This window comes from Herbaspirillum frisingense GSF30, assembly GCF_000300975.2.
Lineage (GTDB): Bacteria > Pseudomonadota > Gammaproteobacteria > Burkholderiales > Burkholderiaceae_D > Herbaspirillum > Herbaspirillum frisingense.
Genome location: NZ_AEEC02000029.1, coordinates 26906 through 51669, shown reverse-complemented (window position 1 = coordinate 51669; position 24764 = coordinate 26906). Strand labels below are relative to the sequence as shown.

Genomic DNA, 24764 nt, shown 5'->3' with positions numbered 1-24764 from the left:
CAGCAAAGAAAAACAGCACTGGAATCAAGCTCTCGCCTAATCACAGTGCTGTTTATGCGTGACTTTCGTCACACTTTCAAATTGATTGGTCGGGACGGTGTGATTCGAACACACGACCCCTTGCACCCCATGCAAGTACGCTACCAGGCTGCGCTACGCCCCGACTGAAGACAAAGATTATAGCAGCGAATATGTTATTAATTCAACTGTTTCTCAAAAACATTTTTAAATATTTCGGGCAGCTTCGCGAGGGCATCATTCCGGATCGCACGAACACACTGCTCAACCGCGATCCCGCAGCGTCGCTGCCGTATTCGTTCAGCGACCGCCAAAGAACTCGTTGAGCAAGAAATTCTGCAAGCCCTTGGTGTCTTCCGGCCGGGCAGAAAGCGTCACCACTCTACCCAGTCGCTGCGAGTCGAAATTGAAATCGCCTTGATAGTAACGGCGGATGAGCGCAATCATGTTGTCGACCACAGCCAGCTGCACATTGCCGCCAAAGCCGGCATCCACTTCGATCAACTGATTCTGGCTCCGGCGCTGATCCGTGGTCCAGCCGCGGAAACTGTACTGCGCTACCCGCGGCCCCATGCTGATGATCTGGAAGACGCCGTTCGTGCCGCGCCCCCGTTTGTCCTGGAAGGCGATGTTGGCGCGGGCAATGTCATTGGCCGAAGGGTTTTCGGCAGCTCGCGCTGCCGCATTCTCCTGCGCTGCCGCCTGCTCTGCTTCTTCACGCCTTTGGCGATTGCGATTGGCGAAAGTCATGAAGTCTTCGGCAGGTGCTGCCTGAACCGACGCGGATGCATTGCTGCTGGGCGTGGGCGCCGTTGGGAGCGGCGACGCCTGGCGCCCAGGTGTCGGACTGTGCCGGGGTACCGACCTGGCCACCGGCTTCTTGGGGGGAGGCTGGACTTTCTTGGGTTCCGGTACAGCCTTGGGGGGCTCCGGTTGCTCCACGCGCACCGGGGCTGGCGGACGTACGAAGCTGACCTGCAAGGGGGCATCGGGTCGACCTGGAGACTCCAGCTTGAGCGGCGCCTCATTGAGCTTGGCCCGCACAAACATGAATACCGCCGCATGGACAAGTACGGACGACACGATACCCAGCATCGTGCGACGCCGGGAGCGGGAAATAATATCTGATCGGGTCGACGAAACGTTAAAACTCATACCATGTGGCGACAGCAGTGGGCGGCCGATCTGCGGTCGATGCCATTACGCTACGGATGAAACGCCCATGCGCCCCAACCTACACCCACCCTGTCAGGCCCATCTATCAAGGAAGGCAACATTCTAGCCGGTTTTGCCATGGACACAGCGAGTTCAAGCCACGGATACTGCTTACCATGCAGCTCAACGCCAGCGCCCTCGCCCACCCCAGCCATTGCTGTAGCCAAAGTAGAAGGAAGACGACGGATAGCTGTACGCCGGATACGCGGGATAGGATGGATAAGCGTAATAGGGGGAATAAACCGGTTGGGCGGGATAGACGGCAGCACCATTGTATGGACTGACGGGCACAGCCACGCAGCCGCCCAGCAACAAGGAGGCAGGCAAGGCGGCCAGCAGAAGACCGCGATAGAGCGGTACACGGACAGAGGGCTTCATAGGCATTACTCCTTGGGCGCAGTTTGCCAACATCGCACTATCGCTCAGTCGCTTCTGACCAGCCACCCTCCTTACCTTTTGTTACGCGCTTCAGCCTCAATTGACAGTCTACGAAGAAATCTTCAGCCCTGCGGCTTTTGCCACCGTTGCTACTGTCTATACCTGCAAGGCCATAATCAAACCGTACCCAGCTTATATAATCACGCCAAAGCCAGCAACAGCAACGCCGACTGTCCGCTGCACAAAACATCACGAGACCTTTCCAACACGCCTGACGCCGCAATGCGCATGGCCTGAGCCTACGAACCCACCATGACCTCTGCCCGCCCCTCCTTGCCCAAACCCATCATCGTCATCGCGCCCGATTCGTTTAAGGGCTCTCTCTCGGCTGAAGAAGTCGCCGCGGCCATCGGCGCCGGGATCTCGGCCGCAATTCCTGATGCCAAAGTCCGGCTTTGCCCCATCGCCGACGGTGGCGAAGGCACGCTCGATGCGCTCATGCATGCGGGCGGCGAACGCTTCACCGTCAATTGCCGCAATGCCGCCGGACAAGACGCGAACGCACCCGTGGGCATCCTCAAGGATGGCAGTGCCGTCGTGGAATCGGCTGCCATCGTCGGACTGACCGACCCGGCAGGAACAGGCGTAGCGGTGCAATTGCGCACCACCCTGGGCGTAGGCGACGCGATCAAGAGCCTCCTGGATCGCGGCGCGCGCCGATTCCTGGTTGCGCTGGGCGGCAGCAGCACCAATGACGGCGGCGCCGGCCTGCTTGTGGCCCTGGGCGCGGTATTGCGGGATGGTGCCGGCGAGGCGATACCACCGCAACCCGCGCAGCTACACCGGGTAGTCAGCATTGATGTGTCCGCGTTGGACCCCCGCATCAAGGAAGCCCATTTCGTGGCCATGTCCGACGTCGATAATCCCCTGTGCGGCGAAGAGGGCGCAACGGCGGTCTTCGGACCGCAAAAAGGCGTGACAGCTGACCAGGTTGCGGTTATAGACAGCGCCTTGCGACATTTCGCCAGCGTCCTTGAGCCGGCACTCGGCCGCCGGGCCTCGGATCAACCGGGCGCGGGGGCCGCGGGTGGTCTGGGGTATGCACTGCTGATGCTGGGTGCGCAATTCCGCTCGGGCGCAGAAACGGTGGCCGACCATATCGGACTGGATGATGCGCTGGCAGGTGCCGACTGGCTCATCACGGGCGAAGGTCGCAGCGACGCCCAGACTTTGCACGGCAAGGCCCCCTTCATCGCAAGCCAGCGCGCGCGCCGCGCGGGCGTCCCCACAACTCTGCTCTCCGGAGGCATTGATAGAACGTCGCTGGAAAAGCTGCAGACCGGGTTTTCCGGCTGCTTTTCCATCAGCTTCGGCCCCATGAGCCTGCAAGACGCCATTGCACAGGCGCCGGGATTGCTACGCGACAGCGGCGAGCAGTTGGCGCGCCTGTGGCAAGCCGGCCGTAGCTGCTGACATCCCCCACCCCGCAGATTCCTGCGGGATCAGCTTCCATCACCCAGCCCCCCTCCACCGAAGCAACCTGATGCGGCATGGCATTGCGCATCAGGTCGTTTGTCTTTTTCTCGACCCGTATCCGCAACATTTTTCGGACAAGACAGCGGGTCACAATGTGTCAATAAACTCACGCCAATTTTTACCGCCAGGCAAATGTAAAGTGCGGCAATTTAAAATTGCAAAAAATGTAATTTAATTTCGCGAAAAAAATTATCTTTTTATCTATTTTTAGGCGATTTTAGTTATTAATTCGACAAATAAATTGCCCCGTGGATTTGTTCGTTACCGCACCGCAATAAAGCTCATCAATTCCCTGGCAGAAACTCTCGTAATCCTTTACTGGAGCGGGTTTCAGGCGATAAGAAAATTCAAAAAAAAGCTGATTTCGGGCTGATTTTTATTGCTCAGCCAGTGAACGCAATGTTATATTTCCGACATCAACACATTATTTGTTAAATCCTGTCAGTTTTTGTCAGGATGAGATGATTTTTTGGCAACAAAAAGATTGACTGCGACGAAGCTGTCCCAGGGCAATCCAGCATCAAAGTGAGTTGATTTGCTTTTGAATGGAGAGCGCCACGCGCAATCCTCGTCATAAATAAGATGTGAACCTAAAGGATTGATCCCATGAAAAAACTTCTCGCCGCTTCCGCTGTTGCGCTGGTATTGTCCATGGCTGGCACCGCAGCCCATGCAGACGTCACCACACTGACTCTGGTCCACGATCAGGTCGGCTTCAGCGCCTCCCATACTGGCGCTTTCAGCGATACCTACAACTTCACGATCAGCAACCTGTCGGATCTGTCGTCTTCGGTGACGGCTTCCATCGTTACCCGTTCGAACACTGCTCCGACCACGCTGACCAGCTTCTTGCTGACCAGCATTGCAACTGGCGCCACCTACACCAGCTCTGCCAGCACCAGCATCACCACCACCAACGGCGTGAAGAAGTACGAGACGACTTACGGCATTTTGGCCACTTCGCTGGCGGCCGGCCTCTACAAGCTGACCGTCACCGGCAACGGCTCCTATGGCGGCAACCTTACCCTGATCTCCTCGGTTCCCGAAGCATCCACCACCAGCATGATGCTGGGCGGCCTGGCCTTCGTGGGCATGATGGCGTGGCGTCGCCGTCGCGGCGACCAGAAGCTGTCCATGCCCATGGGCATGACTGCCGCCTGATCAGCAGCAAGGCAATACGCAGAGAAAACGCCCGAGCAATCGGGCGTTTTTTCATTTGGGGGCGAGCTTCATGCAAGTCTGCAGGCAAATATCCTGCTCCGTCCCGGCCGCGGGCTCAAAAAAATGGCCCGCGTTATGCGCGGGCCTGGCGGAACGAACGACAAAAACGAGAGCGCTTAGACTTCGTCGATCTTCACTGCCGTCGAAACTACGCGAGCCGGCGCCCCGACCACCGTGGCGCCGGCAGGTACGTCGTGCAACACCACCGACATTGCCCCGATCTTGCAGCCATCTCCCAGACGGATGCCACCGAGCACCTGCGCATAGGCGCCGAACTCCACATCATCGCCGATCACCGGAGACGGACCGCCTGCATGGCGATTGCCGATGGTCACGCCCTGTCGCAAGGTGCAGCCTGCGCCAATGACAGCCTGCTCATTGACGAAGATGTTGCCGAAATGCCAGATACGCAGGCCGGGACCGATCCTGGCGCCACGTGGAAGACTGATGCCGGAAGCGGTTTCGGTCAGCCGGAACAGCGGCCAATACAGCGCGTTCTGCAGCTTGCGGGCAAGACCGGGCGGTTTTGCCTCGATGCGCCGCCCCCAGCGATAGACCCAGATGGCCCAGATCGATTGTTCTTTCAGAAACGGACGGCGCAAGTTATAGCGCTCCAGATCGGCCAGCCAGTCAGGGTCCCGCGACATCTTTTTTCCTCTCAAAATCACTGATTATTCAATCTTCTCTCGGCATCAATCAGCATCAAACGCTATCTTGACGTCTTGTCATTATTTGCGAATAAAAGTTCACTCAATGACAACAAAAAGTATGCACCTATTCAGCGCGGCATTTCAGGCAAAAATGCGACTGTGCAGCGCAACAATATGATAAATTTGTCGAACAAGCCAGTAACTGCAAGCAAATGCCGGGAAATTTCCACTCAGCAAATTTTTGCGGAACTTTTTCTTTCATATTTGAATCTTTGCACCTGGCCAGATAAGAACATCACAGTTCCTCGCGCCTTGCCTACCAGGCGGACGTCGGGGACACGTGAACCCGACGTCGCAACGTCCACCATGACAAGAGCAAATGCCGCCAGCTGAAACTGTCGTATCGATGTCACCGACCTGCCCGCCTCTGCGGTTACCAAAATCACGAGCAGTGGCAGCGATCGGCACACCTGAGCCGCAACCGAAGCGTAGCTGATGACCAGGATGACCTCCCTGCGCGGCAGGCACCCAGCCATGGGGCACCGAACTCCCTCACATGAAAGCACTTCCATGACCAACGTATCGCACCGCCCCGACATGACGAACACGCTGGCGCCCCGGCCGGCGGCGCTGGGCTGAGGTCCCGCATGCGCTGTATCGCTGTCATCCCGGCACGCTTTGGCTCCAGCCGCCTGCCCGGCAAACCGCTGGCCGACATCCTGGGCAAACCGATGATCCAGCATGTCTACGAACGCGTGAAGACTCTCGAAGAACTGGCCGATGTGGTGGTGGCCACCGACGATGAACGCATCGTGGCCGCGGTCACCGCCTTCGGTGGCAAGGCCGTCCTGACTTCGCCTGACCATCCTTCCGGTACCGATCGTCTGCGCGAGGTCATGCAACACCATCCGGCCGATCTCTATCTCAACGTGCAAGGTGACGAACCGCTGGTCAATCCGGCGCACCTGCGCAGCCTGCTGCAAGCCATGCTGGGCGCACCGCAGGTGCAGGTCGGCACCCTTTGTCACCCGATCAGCGCCAGCGAGGCGGAGAACCCCAATACCGTCAAGGTCGTGCGCAATCGTGCAGGTGACGCGCTGTATTTCAGCCGCGCACGCATTCCCTTTGAACGCGAGTCCACCGGCAAGACACGCTACTTCAAGCACATCGGGGTCTACGCCTATCGTGCCGAACTGCTGGCGGCTTTCCCCGAATTGCCGGCCAGCGAGCTGGAGCGCGCGGAAATGCTGGAACAACTGCGCATCATGGATGCCGGCTGGCAGATCCGCGTCATCGAAGTCGATCACGCCGCCACTGGCGTGGATACGCCGGCCTGCCTGGAGCGCGTACGTGCCCTGATGGCTGGCCTGCCCGATCCAGCGCTCAAAGCCGGCAGCCTGGCGGACCTGAAGCTGGTGATTACCGATATCGACGGAGTTCTCACCGACGGCGGCATCTGGTACGACGACAGCGGCGAATGCCTCAAGCGCTTCCACGTGCGTGATGGCATGGGCATCAAGATGCTGCAGGAAGCCGGTGTCAACGTGGCCGTCATCTCCGGCCGCGATTCGGCCACGCTGCGCCGTCGGCTGGCCGACCTGGGCATCACCGTATTCCACCTCGGCGCCAAGGACAAGGCCGCCGCCTGCCAGGACATCATGGCGCAATACGGCGTCGGTCGCGAAGCCACGGCCATGATCGGCGATGACAGCATCGACCTGCCCGGCTTCGCCGCCTGCGACTGGCCGGTGGCCGTCGGCGACGCAGCTGACTACGTCAAGCGCCATGCCCGCATCGTGCTGGCCAAGCCCGGCGGCCACGGCGCTTTCCGGGAATTTTCCGACAGTGTATTGAACGCCCAGAACCGTTCTGCCATCTATGACAGCGTTGCTGGTTATGCCCAGGCCATGAGCCGCATGACGCAGTGACCCGCCCCAACAGAAACAAGTGAGCACACCATGAGAAAAACCGGTATCCGGGTATTCCAGGAACAGGCGCAAGCCCTGAACATGATCGCCGAGCGCCTGGCCGACGAATTCGAACAGGCCGTCGAGCTGATGTACAACACCCGCGGTCGCGTGATCGTCTCGGGCATGGGCAAGTCGGGCATCATCGGCAGCAAGATCGCCGCTACCCTCGCCTCCACCGGCACATCGTCCTTCTTCGTGCACCCGGGTGAGGCCTATCACGGCGACCTGGGCATGTTCACCGAGGCCGATACCGCGATCCTCATCTCCTACAGCGGCGAGACCGAAGAGGTGATCCGCCTGATTCCCTCCCTGCGCCACTTCGGCCTGCGCATCATCGCCATCGTCGGCAAGCGCAATTCGACCCTGGGCAAGAATGCGGATGTGGTCCTGGATGTTTCGGTACCGCGTGAAGCCTGCCCCAACAACCTGGCCCCGACCACGTCCACCACCGCCACCCTGGTAATGGGCGATGCCCTGGCCGTGGCACTGATCGAGAAGCGTGATTTCAAACCCAACGACTTCGCCCGCTTCCACCCGGGCGGCAGCCTGGGCAAGCGCCTGCTCACCCGCGTCAAGGATGTGATGCACACCCAGGTGCCCTGGGTCATGCAAGACACCCCCCTCATCGATGTGATCGGCCAGATGACTGAAGGTGGCCTGGGTATGGCCCTGGTCAGCGATGACGGCAAGCGCCAGACCCTGAGTGGCGTGATCACCGACGGTGACTTGCGCCGCGCCCTGGCCGCCCGCAAGGACATCTATCACATCACCGCCGCCGACCTGATGAACCGCTCGCCCAAGACCGTCCCGGAAAGCGAAATGTTCGTCGACGCCGAAGCCAAGATGCTGGAACTGAACATCACTGCCCTGGTGGCCCTGAACCAGGAACAGCACGTGGTGGGCGTACTCAAGCTGCTGGACGCCAAGCGTCTGTGATTTCGGCGCAAACCGAAGTATTCTCCCCCTCCAGGCGCGACCCGGTCGACGCCGTAATTTGAACAATCACCTCCTGCATGAGGAAACGGAACATGATCAAGATCTTTGATATCGAGGTTGGAAACGAACTGCCCTTCGTCCTTTTTGGCGGCATCAACGTGCTGGAATCCGAACAATTCGCCGTCGACGTCTGCGGTGAATACGTGCGCGTCACCAAGGAACTGGGCATCCCCTATGTGTTCAAGGCCTCCTTCGACAAGGCCAATCGTTCCTCCATCAAGAGCTACCGCGGCCCTGGCCTGGACGCCGGCCTGAAGATCTTCGAAGCCGTCAAGAAGGCGCACGGCGTGGCAGTGCTGACCGATGTGCACGAGCCCTACCAGGCCGCCGAAGTGGCCAGCGTCTGCGATGTGCTGCAGCTGCCCGCCTTCCTGGCACGCCAGACCGATCTGGTGATCGCGCTGGCCAAGACCGGCAAGGTGATCAATATCAAGAAGCCGCAATTCGTCAGCCCGCCGCAGATGAAGAACATCGTCGAGAAGTTCGAAGAAGGCGGCAACACCAACGTCATGCTGTGTGACCGCGGCGCCCAGTTCGGCTACGACAACCTGGTGGTGGACATGCTGGGCTTTGGCGTGATGAAGCAGGTCAGCGGCAACAAGCCGGTGATCTTCGACGTGACCCATGCCCTGCAACAGCGTGAATCCGGCTCAGCCGCTTCGGGTGGTCGTCGCGGCCAGGTCACCGAACTGGCCCGCGCCGGCATGGCACTGGGTCTGGCGGGGCTGTTCCTGGAGGCGCATCCCGATCCGTCCAAGGCACTGTGCGACGGCCCCAGCGCGCTGAAGCTGTCGCAGCTGAAGCCCTTCCTGGAGCAGGTCAAGGCAGTGGACGATCTGATCAAGGGCCTGCCTGAGCTGGATACGCATTGAGCATGGCCGCTCCCATTGAGGCTGCCAAGCTTTCACCGGGCGCGGCGTTGTCGGCGTCCATCGCTGGCCTGCGGGCTTGCCACCTGGCGTTCCGGGGAGCGGCATGAGCGCTGCTTCCAATGTCCGCTGGATCGCGATAACGCAGTTCGTCAAGATTGGCTCCCAGCTGGTCAACATGTTCGTGTTGACGCGGCTGATACCCCCTTCCGAGTACGGCCTCATGGCCATGGCCGGCATCGCGACCAATCTGGCGTTCATCCTGCGCGATATGGGTACCGCCGCCGCCATCATCCAGAAGGCCGAGCTGCACGATAACGACAGCTCGTCCGTGTTCTGGCTGAACATGATCGGCGGAATGGTGCTGATGCTATTGCTGTGGCTGGCGGCGCCTTTCATGTCGTCCACCTTCGGTGAGCCACGCTTGACCCATGTGCTGTGGGTACTGGCCATTACCTTCCCGGTGGCGGCCAGTTCGATGGTGCATCAGGCTCTGCTGGAGCGGGTGTCGCGCTTCCGGCTCATTGCCGGGATCGAATCGGCGGCCTCGCTGCTGTCGCTGGCCATCGCGCTGGTCCTGGCCTTCCAGGGCGCCGGCGTATGGAGCCTGACGGCGCAGGCGGTGATCACGGCAGTCTGCACGACCCTGCTGCTATGGCGCTATTCACCGTGGCGACCGAAGATGATCTTCGACCGCGCATCGATTCGCAGCGTCTTTTCCTTCAGCGGGGCAATGGCTGGCAACCAGATGGCAGCCTACGTTTTTCGCAATGCCGACAGCTTCGTGGTCGGCAAGATGCTGGGCGCCTCCGTCCTGGGCAATTACTCGCTGGCCTACAAACTCATGCTGTTCCCGGTACAGAACATCTCCTGGGTGGCGGTGCGCTCGCTGTTCCCGGTCATGAGCCGGCGCCAGGACGATCGCGCCTATCTGTCCAGTCTGTCGCTGCGCTCCCTGAGCCTGATTTCCTTCGTAGCCGCGCCGATGATGTTCGGGGTAGCCAGTCTGTCGCACCTGTTCGTAGCGGTCTTCCTCGGCCCCAAATGGGCACTGGTGGGCGACATCCTGCTGTTCCTGGGCCTGGTCGGTTATCTGCAGGTCATCACCAGTGTGGCTGCTCCGGTCTTCATGGCCCTGGGCAAGACCGGCTGGATGCTTCGCCTGTCGCTGATCGGCACGCCGCTGTATGTACTGGCGTTCGTGCTTGGTGCGCGCCAGGATGGCGTTCAAGGCCTGGCGCTGGCTTACCTTGCGGTGTCGGTGGTGATGGCCTTCCCCACCTTCTATTTCGCATGCCGGCTTATTGCCGTGGGTCTCAAGGATTTTCTGGTTGCGCTGCTGCCGTCGCTGCTTTCCGGCGTGGGCATGATGCTCTTTGTCATGTTCTGCCGCGACCGCATCCCGGCCACGGGAACGCTGCTCTTTACGTTGCTGGCTGGGGCCGGCGCGCTCTTCTGGCTGATCACGGTAGCCCTGTTCCAGCGGGCCGCGGCCAAGGAGTTCTTCCGCCTGGCCTTCAAACGAATCAAGAAATGATCCAACTTCCGAACGGGTATCCTCGATGAAAATTGCCATCTTTGTCCTGGCCGACATGTTCGTGCCGCTGATGCTCAGCACCGGCAACTGCCTGGAACAGCGCCATGGCCACCAGGTACGCTACCTGAATTTCCTGCCGCATGACCACAAGCTGCTATCCAAGAACACGGAGCAGCTCTTCCCGCGCGATCTGGAAACACTCGACGGCAGCGCCCAGGAGCAGAACATTCTGTTCCAGCAGGACGACGTGAAGGACATGGTCAACTTCATGCAACTCAAGCACGGTGGCAGCCTGACCGAGTGGCATGGGCGGGTCAATGCGGTGGCACGTTACGTACAGCGCTTCGTCGATGCAGAGGCACCTGATCTGTTCGTGGTCTGGAATGGCCAGGATCACATCGGCCAGGTCATCAGCGTCCTGTGCCGACGCAAAAATATTCCGGTGGTCTACCTGGAGAACGGTTACTTCGCCAACACACTGCAAGCCGACCTGGCCGGCGTGAATGCCTCGGCCACCCTGGCGGCACTGGACTACGATGCCGTTCTTGCACAAGCCCAGTCCCAGCCTACGTCCGGCAATGATGTCCAGACGGCCCCGGCGCTCGAAATCCGCCCCCTGACCCGCACCCAACTGGCGGCCATCGCGCTGGCCCATCGCGCCAATCTCGGCTACTACACCCAGTATCCGGAACAACGCGGTTCCAGCCGCATCAAGACCTGGCAGATCAAGCGTGAACGCGCTGCCATCCCGAACGACCAGGTCACGTTGCCCGAACACTTTGCTTTCGTCCCCCTGCAGGTCCACGACGATACCCAGGTGCTGCTCAACTCCAGGCTGGTACATTCGGTGGAGGAGTTCTTCGAGACCGTTCATGCCGCCATTCGCCGGACCTGTGGACCGGACTATCCCATCATCGTCAAGGAGCACCCGGAAGACCTGGGGCGCTACGACTACAGTGAACTACGCCAGAAATACCCGGACGTGATCTGGCTGCGCAAGTTCGACATCGAATTGCTGCTGGATCGCGCCACCATGGTGTTCGTGATCAACTCGTCGGTGGGCTTGCAGGCCGTACGCCGCAAGAAGCCGACCGTGGTGCTGGGGGAGTCCTTCTATTCCAAGCCGGAGATCGCTTTCGTGGTCAAGGACCTGTCCCAGCTTGATGCTAACGTGCAGCGCGCGACCAGCGGGGTGGATGAGATGATGTCGGCGCGTATCGATCGCTTCCTGGAGGCACTGGATCGCACCCTTTTCGTAAAAGGTACATGGAAGTACCCAGCCTGCATCCAGGCCGGACCAGCGCTGGCTGAGCGACTTGTGGCCCTGCACGCGAGCAGTGCAAGCGCAGAGACCATATCCACCAGGTCCGTTGCCAACAGTTGAATCGCCCCCCCCAGACAACACGGGTGGCGAGAACAAAAAAAGGAGAGCACGAATGCTCTCCTTTTTTCATTGCGCGACCGCTACCTCAGGCGCGCTTGTAGACGTCATCGAAGCGCACGATATCATCCTCGCCCAGATAACTGCCTGATTGCACCTCGATCAGGTGCAGCGGCAGCTTGCCCGGGTTTTCCAGACGATGGGTGACGCCGATGGGCAGGTAGATCGATTCGTTTTCGCTGAGCAGCGTCACTTCCTCGCCGCGTGTAACCAGAGCTGATCCACTGACCACCACCCAGTGCTCGGCGCGATGGTAATGCATCTGCAGCGACAGCTTCTCGCCCGGCTTGACGATGATGCGCTTGACCTGGAAGCGCTCGCCCGAATCGACGCTTTCGTAGCTGCCCCAGGGGCGGAAGACGCGCTTGTGATGGACGTGTTCGGTGCGCTTGGCACTCTTGAGCGTGTCCACGAAGGACTTGACGTCCTGCACCTTGTCGCGATGCGCCACCAGCACGGCATCGTCGGTCTCCACCACGACCAGGTCTTCCACGCCCAGCACCGCGACCATGCGACTCTCAGCACGCACCAGGGTATTTTTGACCTGGTTCAGGTGCACGTCACCGCGCACCACGTTGCCCTCGGCGTCCGCTGGCAGCACTTCATGCAATGCGCTCCAGGAACCCACATCGCTCCAGCCAATGCTGGCCGGCACCACCACCGCGCGCGAGGTATTTTCCATCACGGCATAGTCGATGGACTCCGAGGGGGATGCAGCAAATGCGGCCTCGTCCAGACGGCAGAAATCGAGATCATTGTAGGCCTTGGCAACGGCGTCCTTGACGGCAGCGCCGATGAGCGGACGGTGCACTTCCAGTTCCGCCAGGTAATCACGGGCCTTGAAGAGGAACATGCCGCTGTTCCAGTAGTAGCCACCTTGTTGCAGGAAGCCGGTGGCGGTGGCCAGATCTGGCTTCTCGACGAAACGATCCACCATGAAGTTGCTACCCTCGGCAGCATGCGCAGCACCGCGCAGGATATAGCCGTAACCGGTTTCCGGCTGGGTCGGCTCGATGCCGAAGGTCGCCAGCGCACCTTGCTGCACCGACACCAGCGCGCGTCGCACGGCTTCGTGGAAAGACAGGACATCGGTGATGACGTGGTCGGCCGGCAGCACCAGCATGACGGCCTCAGGGTCCAGGCGTTGCAGATGCAGTGCCGCGGCAGCGACCGCCGGCGCAGTATTGCGGCCTTGCGGTTCCAGCATGATGCTCAGGGGACGTACCCCGATCTCGCGCATCTGCTCGGCGATCATGAAACGATGTTCGTTGCCGCAGACGATCAGCGGCGCTTGTACCTCGGCCCAGCTACCCACGCGGGCCACGGTCTCCTGCAGCATGGTCTGCTCGCTCACCAGCGGCAGCAGCTGCTTGGGGTAAGCCGCACGCGAAAGCGGCCACAAGCGGGTACCCGAACCACCGGACAAAATGACGGGATAGATTTTGGTATTAGACATTAGGCACTCCTTGTTTCCTTGATTTCACTGCGCGGTTTGAGGCGGCGGTCCCGTGCATCGTTCCATTGTTCGTCCGGCTGATCGGACGTATGTTTCATTTCGCCGTCGTGGGTGACACTGTAGGCACCGTAGACGACGCTGTTTTCAAACCTGGTGCCGCTGGCTACGCGAGTATATTCGAAGAGCACGCTGCGAATCACTTCCGCGCCACTGCAGATGTGGCTGCCGTGACCGATCCAGGCCGGGCCGACAATCCTGGAGCCGGCCTCGACATGGGAGCCGGCGCCGATGTAGACGGGCCCCTCAATGGTCGTGCCTTCCCAGTCGATGCGGGTATTCAAGCCCACCCAGACGCCTTCCTGGATCTGGGTACCGGGGACGTACATCTGCGCGACTTCGCCCTTGAGCACGCTTTGCAGCACCGACCAGAAGTCGGTGACATTGCCAATATCGATCCAGTTGAAGAAACGCTTCTGGGCGTAGAACGGTAATTTCTTCTCCACCAGCAGCGGGAACAGGTCGGCGCCGATGTCGAAGAACTTGTCCTTGGGGATCAGGTCCAGCGCCGCCGGTTCCATGATGTAGATACCGGTACTGGCGAGATTGGACAGTGCCTCTTCCTGGATGGGCTTTTCCTGGAAGGACTTGACCTTGCCGTCCGGCTCGGCGACCACGATGCCATAGCTGGACACCTGTTCCATCGGCACTTCCTTGGTGATCACGCTCACCAGCGCACCTTTGCGGCGATGCTCGAACAATGCCGAATGCAGATCGAGGTCGATCAGGGCATCGCCGCAGATGACCAGGGTGGTTTCGTCGAAGAAGCCACCGAATTCCTGGATCTTCTTCATGCCACCGGCCGAGCCGATGGGATTGGGGAAGACCTGGCCGTCGTCGTCCACATAGCCTTCGAAGGAATAGCCGATGCGCGCACCAAAACGCTGCCCTTCGCCGAAATAATTTTCGATGCGGTCGTGCAGGTAGCTGACATTGACCATGATGTCCTGGACGCCGAACTTCACCAGGTGTTCGATCAGGTATTCCATCACCGGCTTGCCCAGGATGGGGATCATCGGCTTGGGCAGCGCATAGGTCAGGGGGCGAACCCGGGTTCCCTTGCCGGCTGCCAGAATCATTGCTTTCATGAATGCCTCTTCTATTGACGATAGGTGTTCGGTGCTACTCAGGTAGACGACTCCAACAGGTGCCGACCAAGTGCCGGCTACCCGCTGCGCTCGCGGTCTATGCGAAACGGCGACCGCTCATGCCGACGGCTGTAACAGATATTCAGCGCAGTGCAGCCCAAACTGCTTGCGCAGTTCCGGCGACACACCCAGTACGGCCCACGGTCGTTTGGCGGCATGACATGCGCCATACAACAGCATCAGGGACGCCAGGGCTGCGCTGTCGAGATGGCCCAGACCGGTGCAATCCACCACCAGCGGGCTTGATGAGCGGGCCGCCTCCGGCAGCAGTGCACGCAAGCGTCCGATGTTGGCTTGCCCCACGGCGCCGGACAGGCGCAGTATGCAATCGCCCTCCCGTTCTTCCACTGCCATGTGTGCCGCTTCGAACTGGGTGGCCACCGGCGTCTGCCGCCGAGCTGCCATTGCCAGAGGAATGACGCGATCGACCAGCAGCGTGAGCAGGCCGACGCCATCATCCCAATAACGACGCCACAACTTGGGTTCTTCCTTGATGCGCCAGAGCCACTCCAGGCCGGTCTTCTGCGCCCAGACCGGCGCCCGCGAGACGGTACCGGCGACGAAGTTGACGACCGCACCAAGGTGACTGACCAAGGGCACGCGTAACCGGGGCAGATTGTATTGGATCCATGCCTGGCCTTTCTTGGCCCCGAGCGCCACGACCAGGAAGTCGGCACCACTGGCATTGATGCGCTCGATACTGACGGGGTCGCTCATTTCTTCTATGGAGCCGAAGCCGGGGCTGTCGAAGCCGACGGCCGTCATTGACGAGGCACTGGCGTTGAGCTTCTCGCTGGCGGCCTGGGCCACGCCTGGAGGGCCGCCGAAGAAGTACACCCGCAGCGCTTCGCCACCGGCCGGCAGCGCTGCCTGGCGCAGGCTCTGGAATAGCGAGGAGCCGGCGACCCGTTCATTGATCGGCAAGCCGGTAGCACGCGCGATCCAGATCAGCGGCATGCCGTCGGCGATGGAGAGATCGCTCTGGATGACCGAGAGGCGGAACTGCGGGTCTTCCAGGCAGGCAATTGCAAAGTTCAGGTTGGGAGTGGACAGGAAGCAGCGCTGTCGCTGTAGCACCGCAGTGCGCGTGATGCGTTCGGCATCGGCCAGGCTGACCCGGTCAAACGGCAGGCCCAGGATACAGAAGACATCACGGTTGAAATCGGGCAGATGCGCGATAGCCGCATGCGAGACCGTGTCCGGTGCAATCTGATAGACGTTATTCTGAGTCACGTTTTGACCTTACCCATGCCACCTGGCGGTTGAAGAGAAATTTGACATACAGAGGCAGCTTGCGCGCTACATAACCGAACGCACCAAGCAATTCGCCCAGGCCGATGACCTTGCGACCATAGCCCGACCATGCCAGCAAGACCGAGACAGCGATCGACACCACCAGCAGGCTAGCCAGCAGCAAGGGCCATACCAGGCCCCATGCCAGCCAGATAATCGCATTCACACCCCATGCCAGCACCACCAGCATCACCAGCAATGCCAGCGGCGGCACGCTCAGATCCAGAGCCAATGCCGCCAGGGCAGCGTTGCGATGCGTCACAGCGCCACCCAGCAAGCGCGGCACGTAAGACTGGATCACGCTCAGGTGACCATGTTCCCAGCGCGTACGCTGGGTGCTGACTCCGCTGTCGCTGGAAGGGAAGAAACTGTAGACCATGGCTTCGGGACAGAACAGTGGCGGCTGGCCGGCTTCGGCCAGGTCCACGCCCAGTTTCATGTCTTCCACGATATGACCGGTGGCCAGATTGGCCTGGCTGATCTGCTGCCAGGTGAAGGCCATGCCAGTGCCCATCAGCTGGCAAGGCTGGCCCAGCTTCTGGAAACCGAGCGGACGCACCAGATTCTTGACCAGCCAGGCGAACTCGGCGATCTTGCGCATCGGGCCCCCGCCTTCTGGTGCATGCATCAGGTAGAGCGCCTGCACAGGACGATTCGATTGCACGCAGGAGCGCGCAATCGTCTCCAGCGCCTGCGCGCCCAGATAGCAATCGGCATCGACGATGATGACCACGTCCGGCGCATCCTCAGCCAATTGGCGAATACCGTGGTCGAGTGCATAACCCTTGCCGCGCAATTCATCGTGAAAGCGTTCAGTGACTTCTGCGCCGGCCTCGCGGGCAATGTGAGCGGTATGGTCAGAACAATTGTCCGCGACCACCAGGACCCGGTCGGCGGCAAGCAACTGACGGCGGATACCGGCTACCACTTCGCCAATCCCACCAGCTTCATTGTGGGCTGGCACCAGCACAGCGATACGCGGTCGCGTCGCACTCAATGCCGCAGAGCGCGGGGCAGCCCAGCGGGCACAGAGGACCTGTACCAGCAACACCAGTACCGGTACAGCCAGGAGTACCAGGCCCGCCAATAGCATCATTTGCAATAGCACGATGATCATCAATATTTCCATTTCCAAGTAAAACCGGAGGCGCGGCGGAAAACATAAGCTCGCATTTCAATTGCCTCGCAGCAAGTTGCAAGGCTGGTCGTTGGGCAAATTGGTTCGCCACAGCGCCCAGTTGCCGGAATTCAATTACCATTGGGCAGCACCGACTGCTCTGCCGCACAGTAACGCAACTCTGCCGACTCCATTATGCGACACGCAATCACAAAATTGCTGCATCGCGACAATTATTATCTGGCTCAGCGCTCAAAAATTTTCCTTCACCTTTTTCGTGGAAATTTTGAAGCAAAAAGCTTGAGCACTTGCGCTTTTTGACAATACTTCGCGGGAATGCTCGCTATACTTTTCAGCTCTTCCATAAAACTACTTACATTTCCAGTTGAGTAGAACTTAATCTTCCGACCCAGATCATCGCTATTCCACCCTCACAGGAGCTGCCCATGCAACGGCCACAAAAAACGCTACGGCGTCTTCAACTTACCCTGGCGATGACCGCCCTGCTTTCGACCTCACCCACCTGGGCGCAGGAATGGGGCAGCTACCTCAAGCCATTCGCTGCAGACTCGCTATGGAACAGCCGCCCGGTCAATCCGGTATTCGATAATTTCGTGATACCGACCGACACGTATTTCCCGGCGGTGACCAACAACACCTATTCCACCGGCATCTTTCTGGCCTCGCCCGATGACCCACCGGTGACCGTCAAGGGGCTCACCGGCAGCAAGGGGCTGTTCAATACCGACGACGAGAATTACCACGACGTCACCATCCCACACTGGCCCGCTGCGGCCCGCGCCGCGCCGGGCACCGACGGCCATGCCGACATCGTCGACCCGACCACAGGCATCGTCCACTCGCTGTTCAAGCTCAAGCAGGAAGGCACCCAGTGGACCGCTGCCATGTATGCCTGGACCAGGATCGACGGCCGCGGCTGGCCGGAACCCGGCCATTACTACCAGGGCGCGCGCGCCACGGGTGTGCCGGCTGCGGCAGGTATCATCCGTACCCACGAAGCAGCGCAGAAGCCTGAGTACTACAAGCACGCCCTGGCCATGTCCCTGAGCTATTCGGGGCTGAGCCCCAATCCAGCTTATGTCTTCCCGGCGACCTCGGCCGATACCTATGCCGCCACACGCAACAAAGGCAGTATTCCTGAGGGCAGCCTGGTCATGCTGCCACCGGATTTCGACACCAGCCGTATCAGCAATGCCGAAGTGCGCCGCATCGCCGAGACGCTCAAGCGCTATGGCGCCTATATCGTCGATGCCAACATCGGTACGCCCTTCGTCATCTACGCCGAAATCGGCTCCGATGCCAACCCTTCGCCCAGTGGCTGGAACAACACCGTCGCCAACGAATTGCAGTCCGTGCGAGCTGGCCTGCGCCGCGTGATCAGCGCAGAAAGCTGGGTCGATGGCAACGGCAACAAATTCACGCCTAACCAGAACCTCAACCTGCTTTCCATGCGCGGCAACTGGACTCAGCAGTCGGGAAGCGTCCTGGGCAAGTTCAGTTCCTGGGACCAGGCAGTCGTCTTCCCGGCAACCAGTTCGGTCTCGGAGGTGGTCAACTACAGCAACCGCGGCATGAATGCCGTCACCTGGGCCAAACCGGTCATGGGCGCCAGCTACACGCTCACCGCCCGTACCACCAACGGCGGCAAACTGCGCATGAGCATCTATGACCAGTTGGCGGGCAAAGTCGTTTTCGACAGCGGCTATCTGGCCAACGGCGAAAGCAAGACCTTTACCTGGAATGCAAACTCGCCTCGCCTCGCGCTCTACGCGCAAAGCGGTGTGGGCAACAGCACTGCCGTAGGCGGTCAGCTTCTCAAAGCCAACTGACGAACGCCATGTTCACTCAGCCGCCGTCGTACCGACGGCGGCTTTTCTATTTGGACGACGTTGGCGGCAACAAGCCGTCATGTTGCATCGACTGCAGCAAGTACTTCGATGCAGCCAGGCTGATGTGCTGATCATCGTTGTAGAGATAAGCGCCATCGATCTTGGCCTGGCACTTACCCTGTTTGCAGAACAGGGACACCGGATCGAATACCGTTGCCTTCGGATGCAGCTGGCGTAATTCGGCTACCGCCGCGTCATAAGATTTGCGTATCTGCTCATGCTCGGCCTGTGTGAACGCACATTCGCGCGTGGGCTCGGTACCGAACCGATTGACGCAAGAGTGCGGGTCCAGCTTCAGGTAGGGCACATCAGCGACGAAGACCACACGCTTGCCCTGTGCGATAAAGCTTTCGATCAAGGCTCCGTAGCCTGCCATGAATGCCTCGCGCTGCGAGATAGTATGCCCATTGACCTTGTACTGGGACGGCGAGTCCAGATTGCCGCGTGGATAGGCGCCACTGATAACCACCGTCTGAATGGACGGCAGTCTGGCGCCGACCATGATGGCCTGCTTCGCAATTTCAGTGCAGTTATTGGACCAGCGCCGCACGTTGGCAGCTTCGTAGGGCAAATTGGGATAGACGCGGCAGGCGTGCCCTGCGACCATGATGGAAGGAAGCGCCAACTGCCGGTCGAAGACCGCCGAGTGCAATGCCATCACATGGCTGTCACCGACGAAAAGTACCTCCGGCTGTGCAGAGTTGGATAGACACACCTCTTCGCTGACTTCGCTCAGTTGATTCAGGCGTGCGCAGCTACCATCGGAGTTGCGCGAACCTTCGAATACATCAGCACGTGCCAGATAGTCGAGCTTTTCATTGATCGCCCGCTGCGGGAAACCACCATTGACGTAGATCGCCGCACCTGCGGCGCCGACGATCACATTGACAGCCAGCAAGACCAGTACCACTTTGGTCCCGCGGGCATGGCGCAACGGTCGTTCGATGAAGAGGAAGGTAATCCAGGCCAGTGCTACTGCAGCGACCATCGCGATCAGCCGCCACTCCTGTGGGGCGGTCTCCCCTGCGATAATCGCGGCGAAGGCCAGCAAGGGCCAATGCCAGAGATACAGCGGGTAGCTGATGAGTCCGATCCAGACCATCGGTTTGCTGGCCAACACCTTGCGATTGAACCAGGCGCCCGGACCGGCAGAGAGCAGCAGGAAGGTCCCCACGCACGGCAGTAGCGCCCACCATCCGGGGAAACTGCGCGACGCGTTGAGCAGCACGAACCCCACCGCGAGGAAGATCACGCCCAGCCAGGACTGCACATCCTTGTAGCGGGCATTGAGATCAGCTCTGTGCAGGTTGATATACGCCAAGGCCCCACCCACCATCAATTCCCAGAAGCGGGCGAAGGGCGAATAGAAGGCGGCTGTCTGGTCATGTCCGATCAGATACAGATTGACCACAAAGGATGCCAGTGCGATCACGCCGATGATGCGCAGGAAGCCCCATTTGCGTTTCCACACGAAAGCCAGCAGGAGCGGCCAGAATAGATAGAACTGCTCCTCGATGGCCAGACTCCAGAGATGGAGTAAGGGCTTGGTTTCGGCGGAGTTGTCGAAATAACCGCTCTCGCGCCAGAAAAGGATATTGGAAATGAAGGTAGAGCCACCCAGCAGGTGTTTGCCAAGCTGACGGTATTCATCGGCAAAAAGAATGATGCCACCGACCACCGCGCACAGGACCATCACCGTCATCAATGCCGGGAAAATACGTTTGACACGGCGGATGTAGAAATCGACGATGCTGAAGCGATCATGCTCCAGATTATTGAAGATGATCAGCGAAATGAGGAAACCGGAAATGACGAAGAAGATATCCACGCCAATGAAGCCCCCCTTGAACCACTCCGGAAAGGCATGGAAGATCACTACCGAACCGACGGCGATAGCACGCAGGCCATCGATATCGGCGCGGTATTTGGGGTGCAGCTGGGGCAAGGCGGAACCCGATGTGATGGGAGGCGCAGACAAATCCGCCGCGTCTTTCTCAATAACAGGATTTTCGTTGTGTGTGACCATGTGATGGGCTTTCTCGACCAGTGCCGGACTAACGAAGCCGCGCTCGGAGCACGCGCAATGGAGCATCGACAAAGCGATCTACCGCGATGGCAAACAGGCAGGAAATAATCAGTGCAACGAGGACGTTGACTACAGCGTGACGAGAGATCCAGTCAACGTTGTTGAGCATGACGTAGTGGGCCAGATAGATCGAATAGGAATAGATGCCGATACGGCGTATCCACCCGATATTGAGCCAGCGAAACGGCCAGATTCCAGGATTGTTGACCGAATAATAGAACAGAGGAAGCAGTGCAATACCCTGCAGGGAATAGCGAATGGTCTCGCGAAAAGCATCATTACGCACAACCAGCGAAGCCAACAACAAAATCAGCCCCGACAACACGGCAACATGACGAACCACTGGCCTCTGCAATGTCTGCTGCCAGCGCTCGGATATTTGCACGGTGGCCAGAATGCAGCCGTACAGCATGGAATCGATACGGGTATCGCTGGCGTAATATGTCCGCTCGACCGACACGCCCACACCCAGGACCAGATAGCAGCGCCACGCAAGGAACAACAAGCACGCCACTGCCAGGTAGACCGGGATATGTCTTCGCTGGGCCCGATGCAGCATCAGCAGCAGCAAGGCGGGGAAGAAGAAATAGAAATGCTCTTCCACCGCCAGCGACCAGAACACGCCCGTCCCCAATGGAACCGTATGAGCGGCGTCGAAGAACAAGCCGTAGTAATTGGCAAAATAAAAAAGCTGTGCAAAAAAACCCTGCCAGGTTGCATACCCCTTGAACCACCCCAAGTAGGTCAACAGGTACGTCACCACCAGTACCAGCAGCAAGGGGGGCGTCAAACGGAGCAAGCGGCGCAGATAGAAATGCTTGATGTTGATCGCACCGCTGGCGGCATATTCCCGCAGGAGCAAGGTCGTGATCAGATAGCCACTCAGGAAGAAGAATATGGTCACACCCAGACCGCCCGGCACGATCTTGCCCAGGCCCGCATGACTGGCTGCGACAATGATGATGGCAACAGCACGCCACCCGTCCAGCGAAGCGATGTCCTGATGCTTGGTATGCACCATGCTCATGCCACTGCTCCCTGGGAAGCGACTGCTTGCCCGGAATGGCCGGAGAACAAAGCCGCAAGTTTGGCCGCCTCCGTATCAATGGAGTGACGGGCCACTGCACGGACGTGGGCCGCCTCCCCCATGCGTTCCAGTTGTTCAGGCGAAGCTTGCAGGCAGGCCTGCATGGAATTCACCAGGCGCTCCACGTCACCTGCCGGGAACAGCCAGCCGTTCTCTCCATCGATCACCAATTCGGGGATGCCTGCGATGAAAGTCGTCAACACGGGCCGGCGCAACGCCATGGCTTCCATCACGACCACCGGCAATCCCTCTGCAAAGCTGGGCAGAACCATGGCACGGGCGGCAAGCAATTCATCGCGCACCTGGCGACTGCTGATCCATCCCGTAATACGGATTTTTTCCTGCAGTCCGTGATGACGGATACGCTCCTCGATCTGCGGGCGCATCTCACCGTCGCCGGCCAGCACCAGCTCGAAGGACAGGCCTTTGCGATGGAGCGCTGCTGCGGCCTCGACCAGCAGCAACTGCCCCTTCTGTTCACATAGGCGTCCGACACACACCAGGCGCGCCGCAGCCTGAGCCTGTGCCGGCGCATCCGAATAGAAACCGCGATCCAGTCCGCAATGGACGATGGCCACCTTGGACCACACGCTCTGCTCCACCCAGCGATACAACTGGCTCTGGCAGAACGAGGTGATGGCCACTGTAAAGGCTGAACGCCGGATCTTCTCGTCCAGGCCCAATGCCAGTGGCTTGTCGAATTCTTCAGGGCCGTGCACGGTGAAACTGTAGGTCGGGCCACCCAGGCAATGCGCCAGCATCACGATCTCAGTGGAATTGGTGCCGAAATGCGCGTGGATGTGAGTGGCACCAAAATCCCGAGTCCATTCAACCACCTGGGCTGCTTCCAGCAAGTACACCAGGTGATAGATCAGCCCACGCTCACCGCGACGCGCCATCTTGAAAGCCAGGCCCAGTGCGGCCAGCGCGCCCTTGGGGTTGCTCAGCACCTGGCGCAGCATCGGCGCCAGCAAGGCAAACACGCCTCGCTCGAGGATATAGCGGGTGCGGTCACGTTCAGCGCGATCGTCTTCATCCACCACTTCGGCGTCCCAGCCACGCAGCGCAATGCGGTCGATGGCAAAGCCCTGCAGTTCCACCGCAGCGATTTCACGGCGGATGAAGCTGTGGCTGACCTTGGGATACTGGTTGATGAAATAGGCGATTTTTTTTGTCATGACAGATTCGATGGCGAGTGCATGCCCCGGCGGCGAGGCCGGAGTACGAATATCGATGGTTCGGAATGGAGCGACCGAACCTGGTTTCAGGAAGATACGGCGGGAACCGGTTGCAGCGCGGTGCGTTTCTTCTTCATGGCTTCCTGTTTGCCGGCCTCGCTGTTGGCATAGACCGACCAGCCCATGCCCATCACCAACCAGAAATACCAGTTGAAGGCCAGGTAGGAAAGCATGTTGTCCGACGCCGAAACGACCAAGTATTCAATCAGCGTACAGATCAGGATCACGGCGCCGAGCTTGTCCACCGAGTAATAGCGAATGAGCACCCGCATGACCTGATAGAAGATGGCGAGATAGGCCACCATACCCGCCAATCCCGTATCGAAGAACCACTGCACGAACACGCTGTGCGCCCCCCACTTTACGCCGCCGGCCAGGGGGAAAAACATACCCGAATAGAAGGGGAAGGCTTCGACCCCGTAGCCAAAGATGTAGTGCGAAGGCGTCATCCAGTTCAATCCCGACTGCCAGAGATAAGTTCGCCAGGCGAAGGAATTCAGCTTCGCGTAGGTCGTGACGGTATTGCCCGAATCCAGTTGCAGGATACGCTCCTGCACACTGGGGACCATCAGCGCCAAGGTGCCAAGCACAAGCATGTACACCAGGTAGCGCCGCTCGAACTTCACGCCGTACAGGAAGAAGATCAGGAAACACGCCACCCAGGCGCTACGGGTCTGCGTCAACAACAACAGCAGGAAGAGCACGCCCAGATAGCCCGCCAGTACGAAGCGCTTGAACTGGTCGAGCTTGAATTCGGCACTCTTGATCACATACAGGCCCAGCGCGATGACCAGGGTCAGATAGAAAGCGAAGATATTGGGGTGACCGAAGGTACCTTGCAGGCGAAATCCGCTCAGTCCACCGCGTGCATTGAGCGCGGTGCTGACCAGGCCGTAGACTGCCGGAATCAGTGAAGACGCGAGGATCAACAAGACCATCGATCTGAATTCCTCAGGCGTACGCACCAGGTAGAACGCGCAGACGAACACGGCAAAATAGGAGCACAGGCCCAGAACGATCTTGAGTGCCGCCCCCTTGTCGGGCGAGACGGCCATACCCGCAAAGGCGACGACCATCAATATCATCCAGTAGAGCCATGCCTTGCGCGGCAGCAGCTTGGGCTTCTCGATAAAGAACAGGAAAGCCATCAGGATGATCAAGCCGTTGATAGCCCCGCCCAGACCCAGCGACAGACTACCGCCGGAACCGACACGCGTGGACTCGAGCACGATGTCCCCGGAAGCACGCAGCAGAAGCACGATCAACAAGAGCAGGCGCTTGTTGAAGAGGAACAGCCCCCCGAAGATCAGCAGTGCCGGCAATGCAGCGAGGCGTGCATAGCTACCTTCCAGAAGGCCGGCTACCACAGGCAGGACCAGACCCGCCATGGCTGCAATGACGCAGGCGGCGAGCAGGAACTTCAGCTCAGAGGGTGGGAGGTTGATTCTTCTCATCATTTCTTCCTTGGCGAATGGCTGCCATACCGGCCATTCGATCAATCATCATGTCTGCCCAGGCAGTACGCATCTGCCTCGGTTTCA

At 59.5% G+C, this 24764-nt stretch carries 19 protein-coding genes and 1 tRNA gene; 8 read left to right on the top strand and 12 right to left on the bottom strand.

Features of this window, described 5'->3' with window-relative positions:
• Positions 1-86 precede the first annotated feature (86 nt).
• The 3 genes from HFRIS_RS18065 to HFRIS_RS24980 all read right to left on the bottom strand — a co-directional run bounded on the left by HFRIS_RS18065 (position 87) and on the right by HFRIS_RS24980 (position 1611).
• Positions 87-163, bottom strand: a tRNA-Pro gene (locus HFRIS_RS18065).
• A gap of 155 nt (positions 164-318) precedes the next feature.
• Positions 319-768 (bottom strand): hypothetical protein, encoded by a 450-nt coding sequence (locus tag HFRIS_RS25860; protein WP_006712742.1) that lies wholly within the window; start codon positions 766-768, stop codon positions 319-321.
• Between the two features lie 588 nt (positions 769-1356).
• Positions 1357-1611 carry a hypothetical protein gene (locus tag HFRIS_RS24980; protein ID WP_077237027.1) on the bottom strand — a complete coding sequence of 85 codons (255 nt, stop codon included), beginning with the start codon at positions 1609-1611 and terminating at the stop codon, positions 1357-1359.
• 312 nt (positions 1612-1923) lie between these two features.
• Between HFRIS_RS24980 and HFRIS_RS18055 the strand changes: the two genes are divergently transcribed.
• Entirely contained in the window at positions 1924-3084 is a 1161-nt protein-coding gene (locus tag HFRIS_RS18055; RefSeq protein ID WP_006712740.1) for a glycerate kinase, read from the top strand.
• A 669-nt stretch (positions 3085-3753) separates the two neighbouring features.
• Positions 3754-4308: an FxDxF family PEP-CTERM protein gene (locus tag HFRIS_RS18050; protein WP_006712738.1), complete on the top strand. Its 555-nt coding sequence runs from the start codon at positions 3754-3756 to the stop codon at positions 4306-4308.
• A gap of 176 nt (positions 4309-4484) precedes the next feature.
• Here the strand turns inward: HFRIS_RS18050 and HFRIS_RS18045 are convergent, their stop codons facing one another.
• Positions 4485-5015, bottom strand: a complete 531-nt coding sequence (locus HFRIS_RS18045; protein WP_006712736.1) for a serine O-acetyltransferase — start codon at positions 5013-5015, stop codon at positions 4485-4487.
• Positions 5016-5665: 650 nt separating this feature from the next.
• Here HFRIS_RS18045 and kdsB point away from each other — a divergent pair.
• The 5 genes from kdsB (at position 5666) to HFRIS_RS18015 (ending at position 11774) form a co-directional block, all read left to right on the top strand.
• Positions 5666-6946: a 3-deoxy-manno-octulosonate cytidylyltransferase gene (gene kdsB, locus HFRIS_RS24975; protein ID WP_006712733.1), complete on the top strand. Its 1281-nt coding sequence runs from the start codon at positions 5666-5668 to the stop codon at positions 6944-6946.
• 30 nt (positions 6947-6976) lie between these two features.
• Positions 6977-7924 carry a KpsF/GutQ family sugar-phosphate isomerase gene (locus tag HFRIS_RS18030; protein ID WP_174616859.1) on the top strand — a complete coding sequence of 316 codons (948 nt, stop codon included), beginning with the start codon at positions 6977-6979 and terminating at the stop codon, positions 7922-7924.
• A gap of 92 nt (positions 7925-8016) precedes the next feature.
• Positions 8017-8856 carry a 3-deoxy-8-phosphooctulonate synthase gene (gene kdsA, locus HFRIS_RS18025; RefSeq protein ID WP_006712729.1) on the top strand — a complete coding sequence of 280 codons (840 nt, stop codon included), beginning with the start codon at positions 8017-8019 and terminating at the stop codon, positions 8854-8856.
• A gap of 103 nt (positions 8857-8959) precedes the next feature.
• Complete coding sequence (locus HFRIS_RS18020; RefSeq protein WP_006712728.1) at positions 8960-10390, top strand: lipopolysaccharide biosynthesis protein; 1431 nt, start codon at positions 8960-8962, stop codon at positions 10388-10390.
• Positions 10391-10415: 25 nt separating this feature from the next.
• Positions 10416-11774 (top strand): capsular polysaccharide export protein, LipB/KpsS family, encoded by a 1359-nt coding sequence (locus HFRIS_RS18015; RefSeq protein ID WP_006712725.1) that lies wholly within the window; start codon positions 10416-10418, stop codon positions 11772-11774.
• An 85-nt stretch (positions 11775-11859) separates the two neighbouring features.
• Here the strand turns inward: HFRIS_RS18015 and HFRIS_RS18010 are convergent, their stop codons facing one another.
• The 4 genes from HFRIS_RS18010 to HFRIS_RS17995 all read right to left on the bottom strand — a co-directional run bounded on the left by HFRIS_RS18010 (position 11860) and on the right by HFRIS_RS17995 (position 16902).
• On the bottom strand, positions 11860-13287 hold the full coding sequence (locus HFRIS_RS18010; protein WP_006712723.1) for a mannose-1-phosphate guanylyltransferase/mannose-6-phosphate isomerase: 1428 nt from the start codon (positions 13285-13287) through the stop codon (positions 11860-11862).
• A complete protein-coding gene (locus HFRIS_RS18005; RefSeq protein ID WP_006712720.1) occupies positions 13287-14423 on the bottom strand; it encodes a nucleotidyltransferase family protein in 1137 nt (378 codons plus the stop codon). The genes HFRIS_RS18010 and HFRIS_RS18005 overlap by 1 nt, the downstream gene beginning before the upstream one ends.
• 126 nt (positions 14424-14549) lie before the next feature.
• Positions 14550-15671 (bottom strand): WecB/TagA/CpsF family glycosyltransferase, encoded by a 1122-nt coding sequence (locus HFRIS_RS18000; protein ID WP_039876350.1) that lies wholly within the window; start codon positions 15669-15671, stop codon positions 14550-14552.
• A 40-nt stretch (positions 15672-15711) separates the two neighbouring features.
• On the bottom strand, positions 15712-16902 hold the full coding sequence (locus HFRIS_RS17995; protein WP_006712717.1) for a glycosyltransferase family 2 protein: 1191 nt from the start codon (positions 16900-16902) through the stop codon (positions 15712-15714).
• 446 nt (positions 16903-17348) lie between these two features.
• On the opposite strand from HFRIS_RS17995, the gene HFRIS_RS17990 reads away from it, so the two are divergent.
• Positions 17349-18752, top strand: coding sequence for an Atrophin-1 multi-domain protein (locus HFRIS_RS17990; RefSeq protein WP_237022610.1), 1404 nt, complete (start codon positions 17349-17351; stop codon positions 18750-18752).
• Positions 18753-18798: 46 nt separating this feature from the next.
• On the opposite strand, the gene HFRIS_RS17985 is transcribed toward HFRIS_RS17990, so the two are convergent.
• The 4 genes from HFRIS_RS17985 to HFRIS_RS17970 form a co-directional block, all read right to left on the bottom strand.
• A complete protein-coding gene (locus HFRIS_RS17985) occupies positions 18799-20838 on the bottom strand; it encodes an acyltransferase family protein (RefSeq protein WP_039876323.1) in 2040 nt (679 codons plus the stop codon).
• A gap of 28 nt (positions 20839-20866) precedes the next feature.
• Entirely contained in the window at positions 20867-21925 is a 1059-nt protein-coding gene (locus HFRIS_RS17980) for an acyltransferase family protein (RefSeq protein WP_006712714.1), read from the bottom strand.
• Positions 21922-23163 carry a glycosyltransferase family 4 protein gene (locus HFRIS_RS17975; protein ID WP_006712713.1) on the bottom strand — a complete coding sequence of 414 codons (1242 nt, stop codon included), beginning with the start codon at positions 23161-23163 and terminating at the stop codon, positions 21922-21924. The genes HFRIS_RS17980 and HFRIS_RS17975 overlap by 4 nt, the downstream gene beginning before the upstream one ends.
• An 86-nt stretch (positions 23164-23249) precedes the next feature.
• Positions 23250-24722, bottom strand: a complete 1473-nt coding sequence (locus tag HFRIS_RS17970; protein ID WP_006712712.1) for an O-antigen ligase family protein — start codon at positions 24720-24722, stop codon at positions 23250-23252.
• Positions 24723-24764 lie beyond the last annotated feature (42 nt).

What these genes read in the sequence shown, in the direction of transcription:
- HFRIS_RS18020 (WP_006712728.1), top strand. Translation starts at nt 8,960, where the DNA reads ATGAGCGCTGCTTCCAATGTCCGCTGGATCGCGATAACGCAGTTCGTC.
- HFRIS_RS17980 (WP_006712714.1), bottom strand. Translation starts at nt 21,925, where the DNA reads ATGAGCATGGTGCATACCAAGCATCAGGACATCGCTTCGCTGGACGGG.
- HFRIS_RS17985 (WP_039876323.1), bottom strand. Translation starts at nt 20,838, where the DNA reads ATGGTCACACACAACGAAAATCCTGTTATTGAGAAAGACGCGGCGGAT.
- HFRIS_RS17975 (WP_006712713.1), bottom strand. Translation starts at nt 23,163, where the DNA reads ATGACAAAAAAAATCGCCTATTTCATCAACCAGTATCCCAAGGTCAGC.
- HFRIS_RS17995 (WP_006712717.1), bottom strand. Translation starts at nt 16,902, where the DNA reads ATGATCATCGTGCTATTGCAAATGATGCTATTGGCGGGCCTGGTACTC.
- HFRIS_RS18010 (WP_006712723.1), bottom strand. Translation starts at nt 13,287, where the DNA reads ATGTCTAATACCAAAATCTATCCCGTCATTTTGTCCGGTGGTTCGGGT.
- HFRIS_RS17990 (WP_237022610.1), top strand. Translation starts at nt 17,349, where the DNA reads ATGCAACGGCCACAAAAAACGCTACGGCGTCTTCAACTTACCCTGGCG.
- HFRIS_RS25860 (WP_006712742.1), bottom strand. Translation starts at nt 768, where the DNA reads ATGACTTTCGCCAATCGCAATCGCCAAAGGCGTGAAGAAGCAGAGCAG.
- HFRIS_RS24980 (WP_077237027.1), bottom strand. Translation starts at nt 1,611, where the DNA reads ATGAAGCCCTCTGTCCGTGTACCGCTCTATCGCGGTCTTCTGCTGGCC.
- HFRIS_RS18005 (WP_006712720.1), bottom strand. Translation starts at nt 14,423, where the DNA reads ATGATTCTGGCAGCCGGCAAGGGAACCCGGGTTCGCCCCCTGACCTAT.
- HFRIS_RS18015 (WP_006712725.1), top strand. Translation starts at nt 10,416, where the DNA reads ATGAAAATTGCCATCTTTGTCCTGGCCGACATGTTCGTGCCGCTGATG.
- kdsA (WP_006712729.1), top strand. Translation starts at nt 8,017, where the DNA reads ATGATCAAGATCTTTGATATCGAGGTTGGAAACGAACTGCCCTTCGTC.
- HFRIS_RS18050 (WP_006712738.1), top strand. Translation starts at nt 3,754, where the DNA reads ATGAAAAAACTTCTCGCCGCTTCCGCTGTTGCGCTGGTATTGTCCATG.
- HFRIS_RS18045 (WP_006712736.1), bottom strand. Translation starts at nt 5,015, where the DNA reads ATGTCGCGGGACCCTGACTGGCTGGCCGATCTGGAGCGCTATAACTTG.
- kdsB (WP_006712733.1), top strand. Translation starts at nt 5,666, where the DNA reads ATGCGCTGTATCGCTGTCATCCCGGCACGCTTTGGCTCCAGCCGCCTG.
- HFRIS_RS18030 (WP_174616859.1), top strand. Translation starts at nt 6,977, where the DNA reads ATGAGAAAAACCGGTATCCGGGTATTCCAGGAACAGGCGCAAGCCCTG.
- HFRIS_RS18055 (WP_006712740.1), top strand. Translation starts at nt 1,924, where the DNA reads ATGACCTCTGCCCGCCCCTCCTTGCCCAAACCCATCATCGTCATCGCG.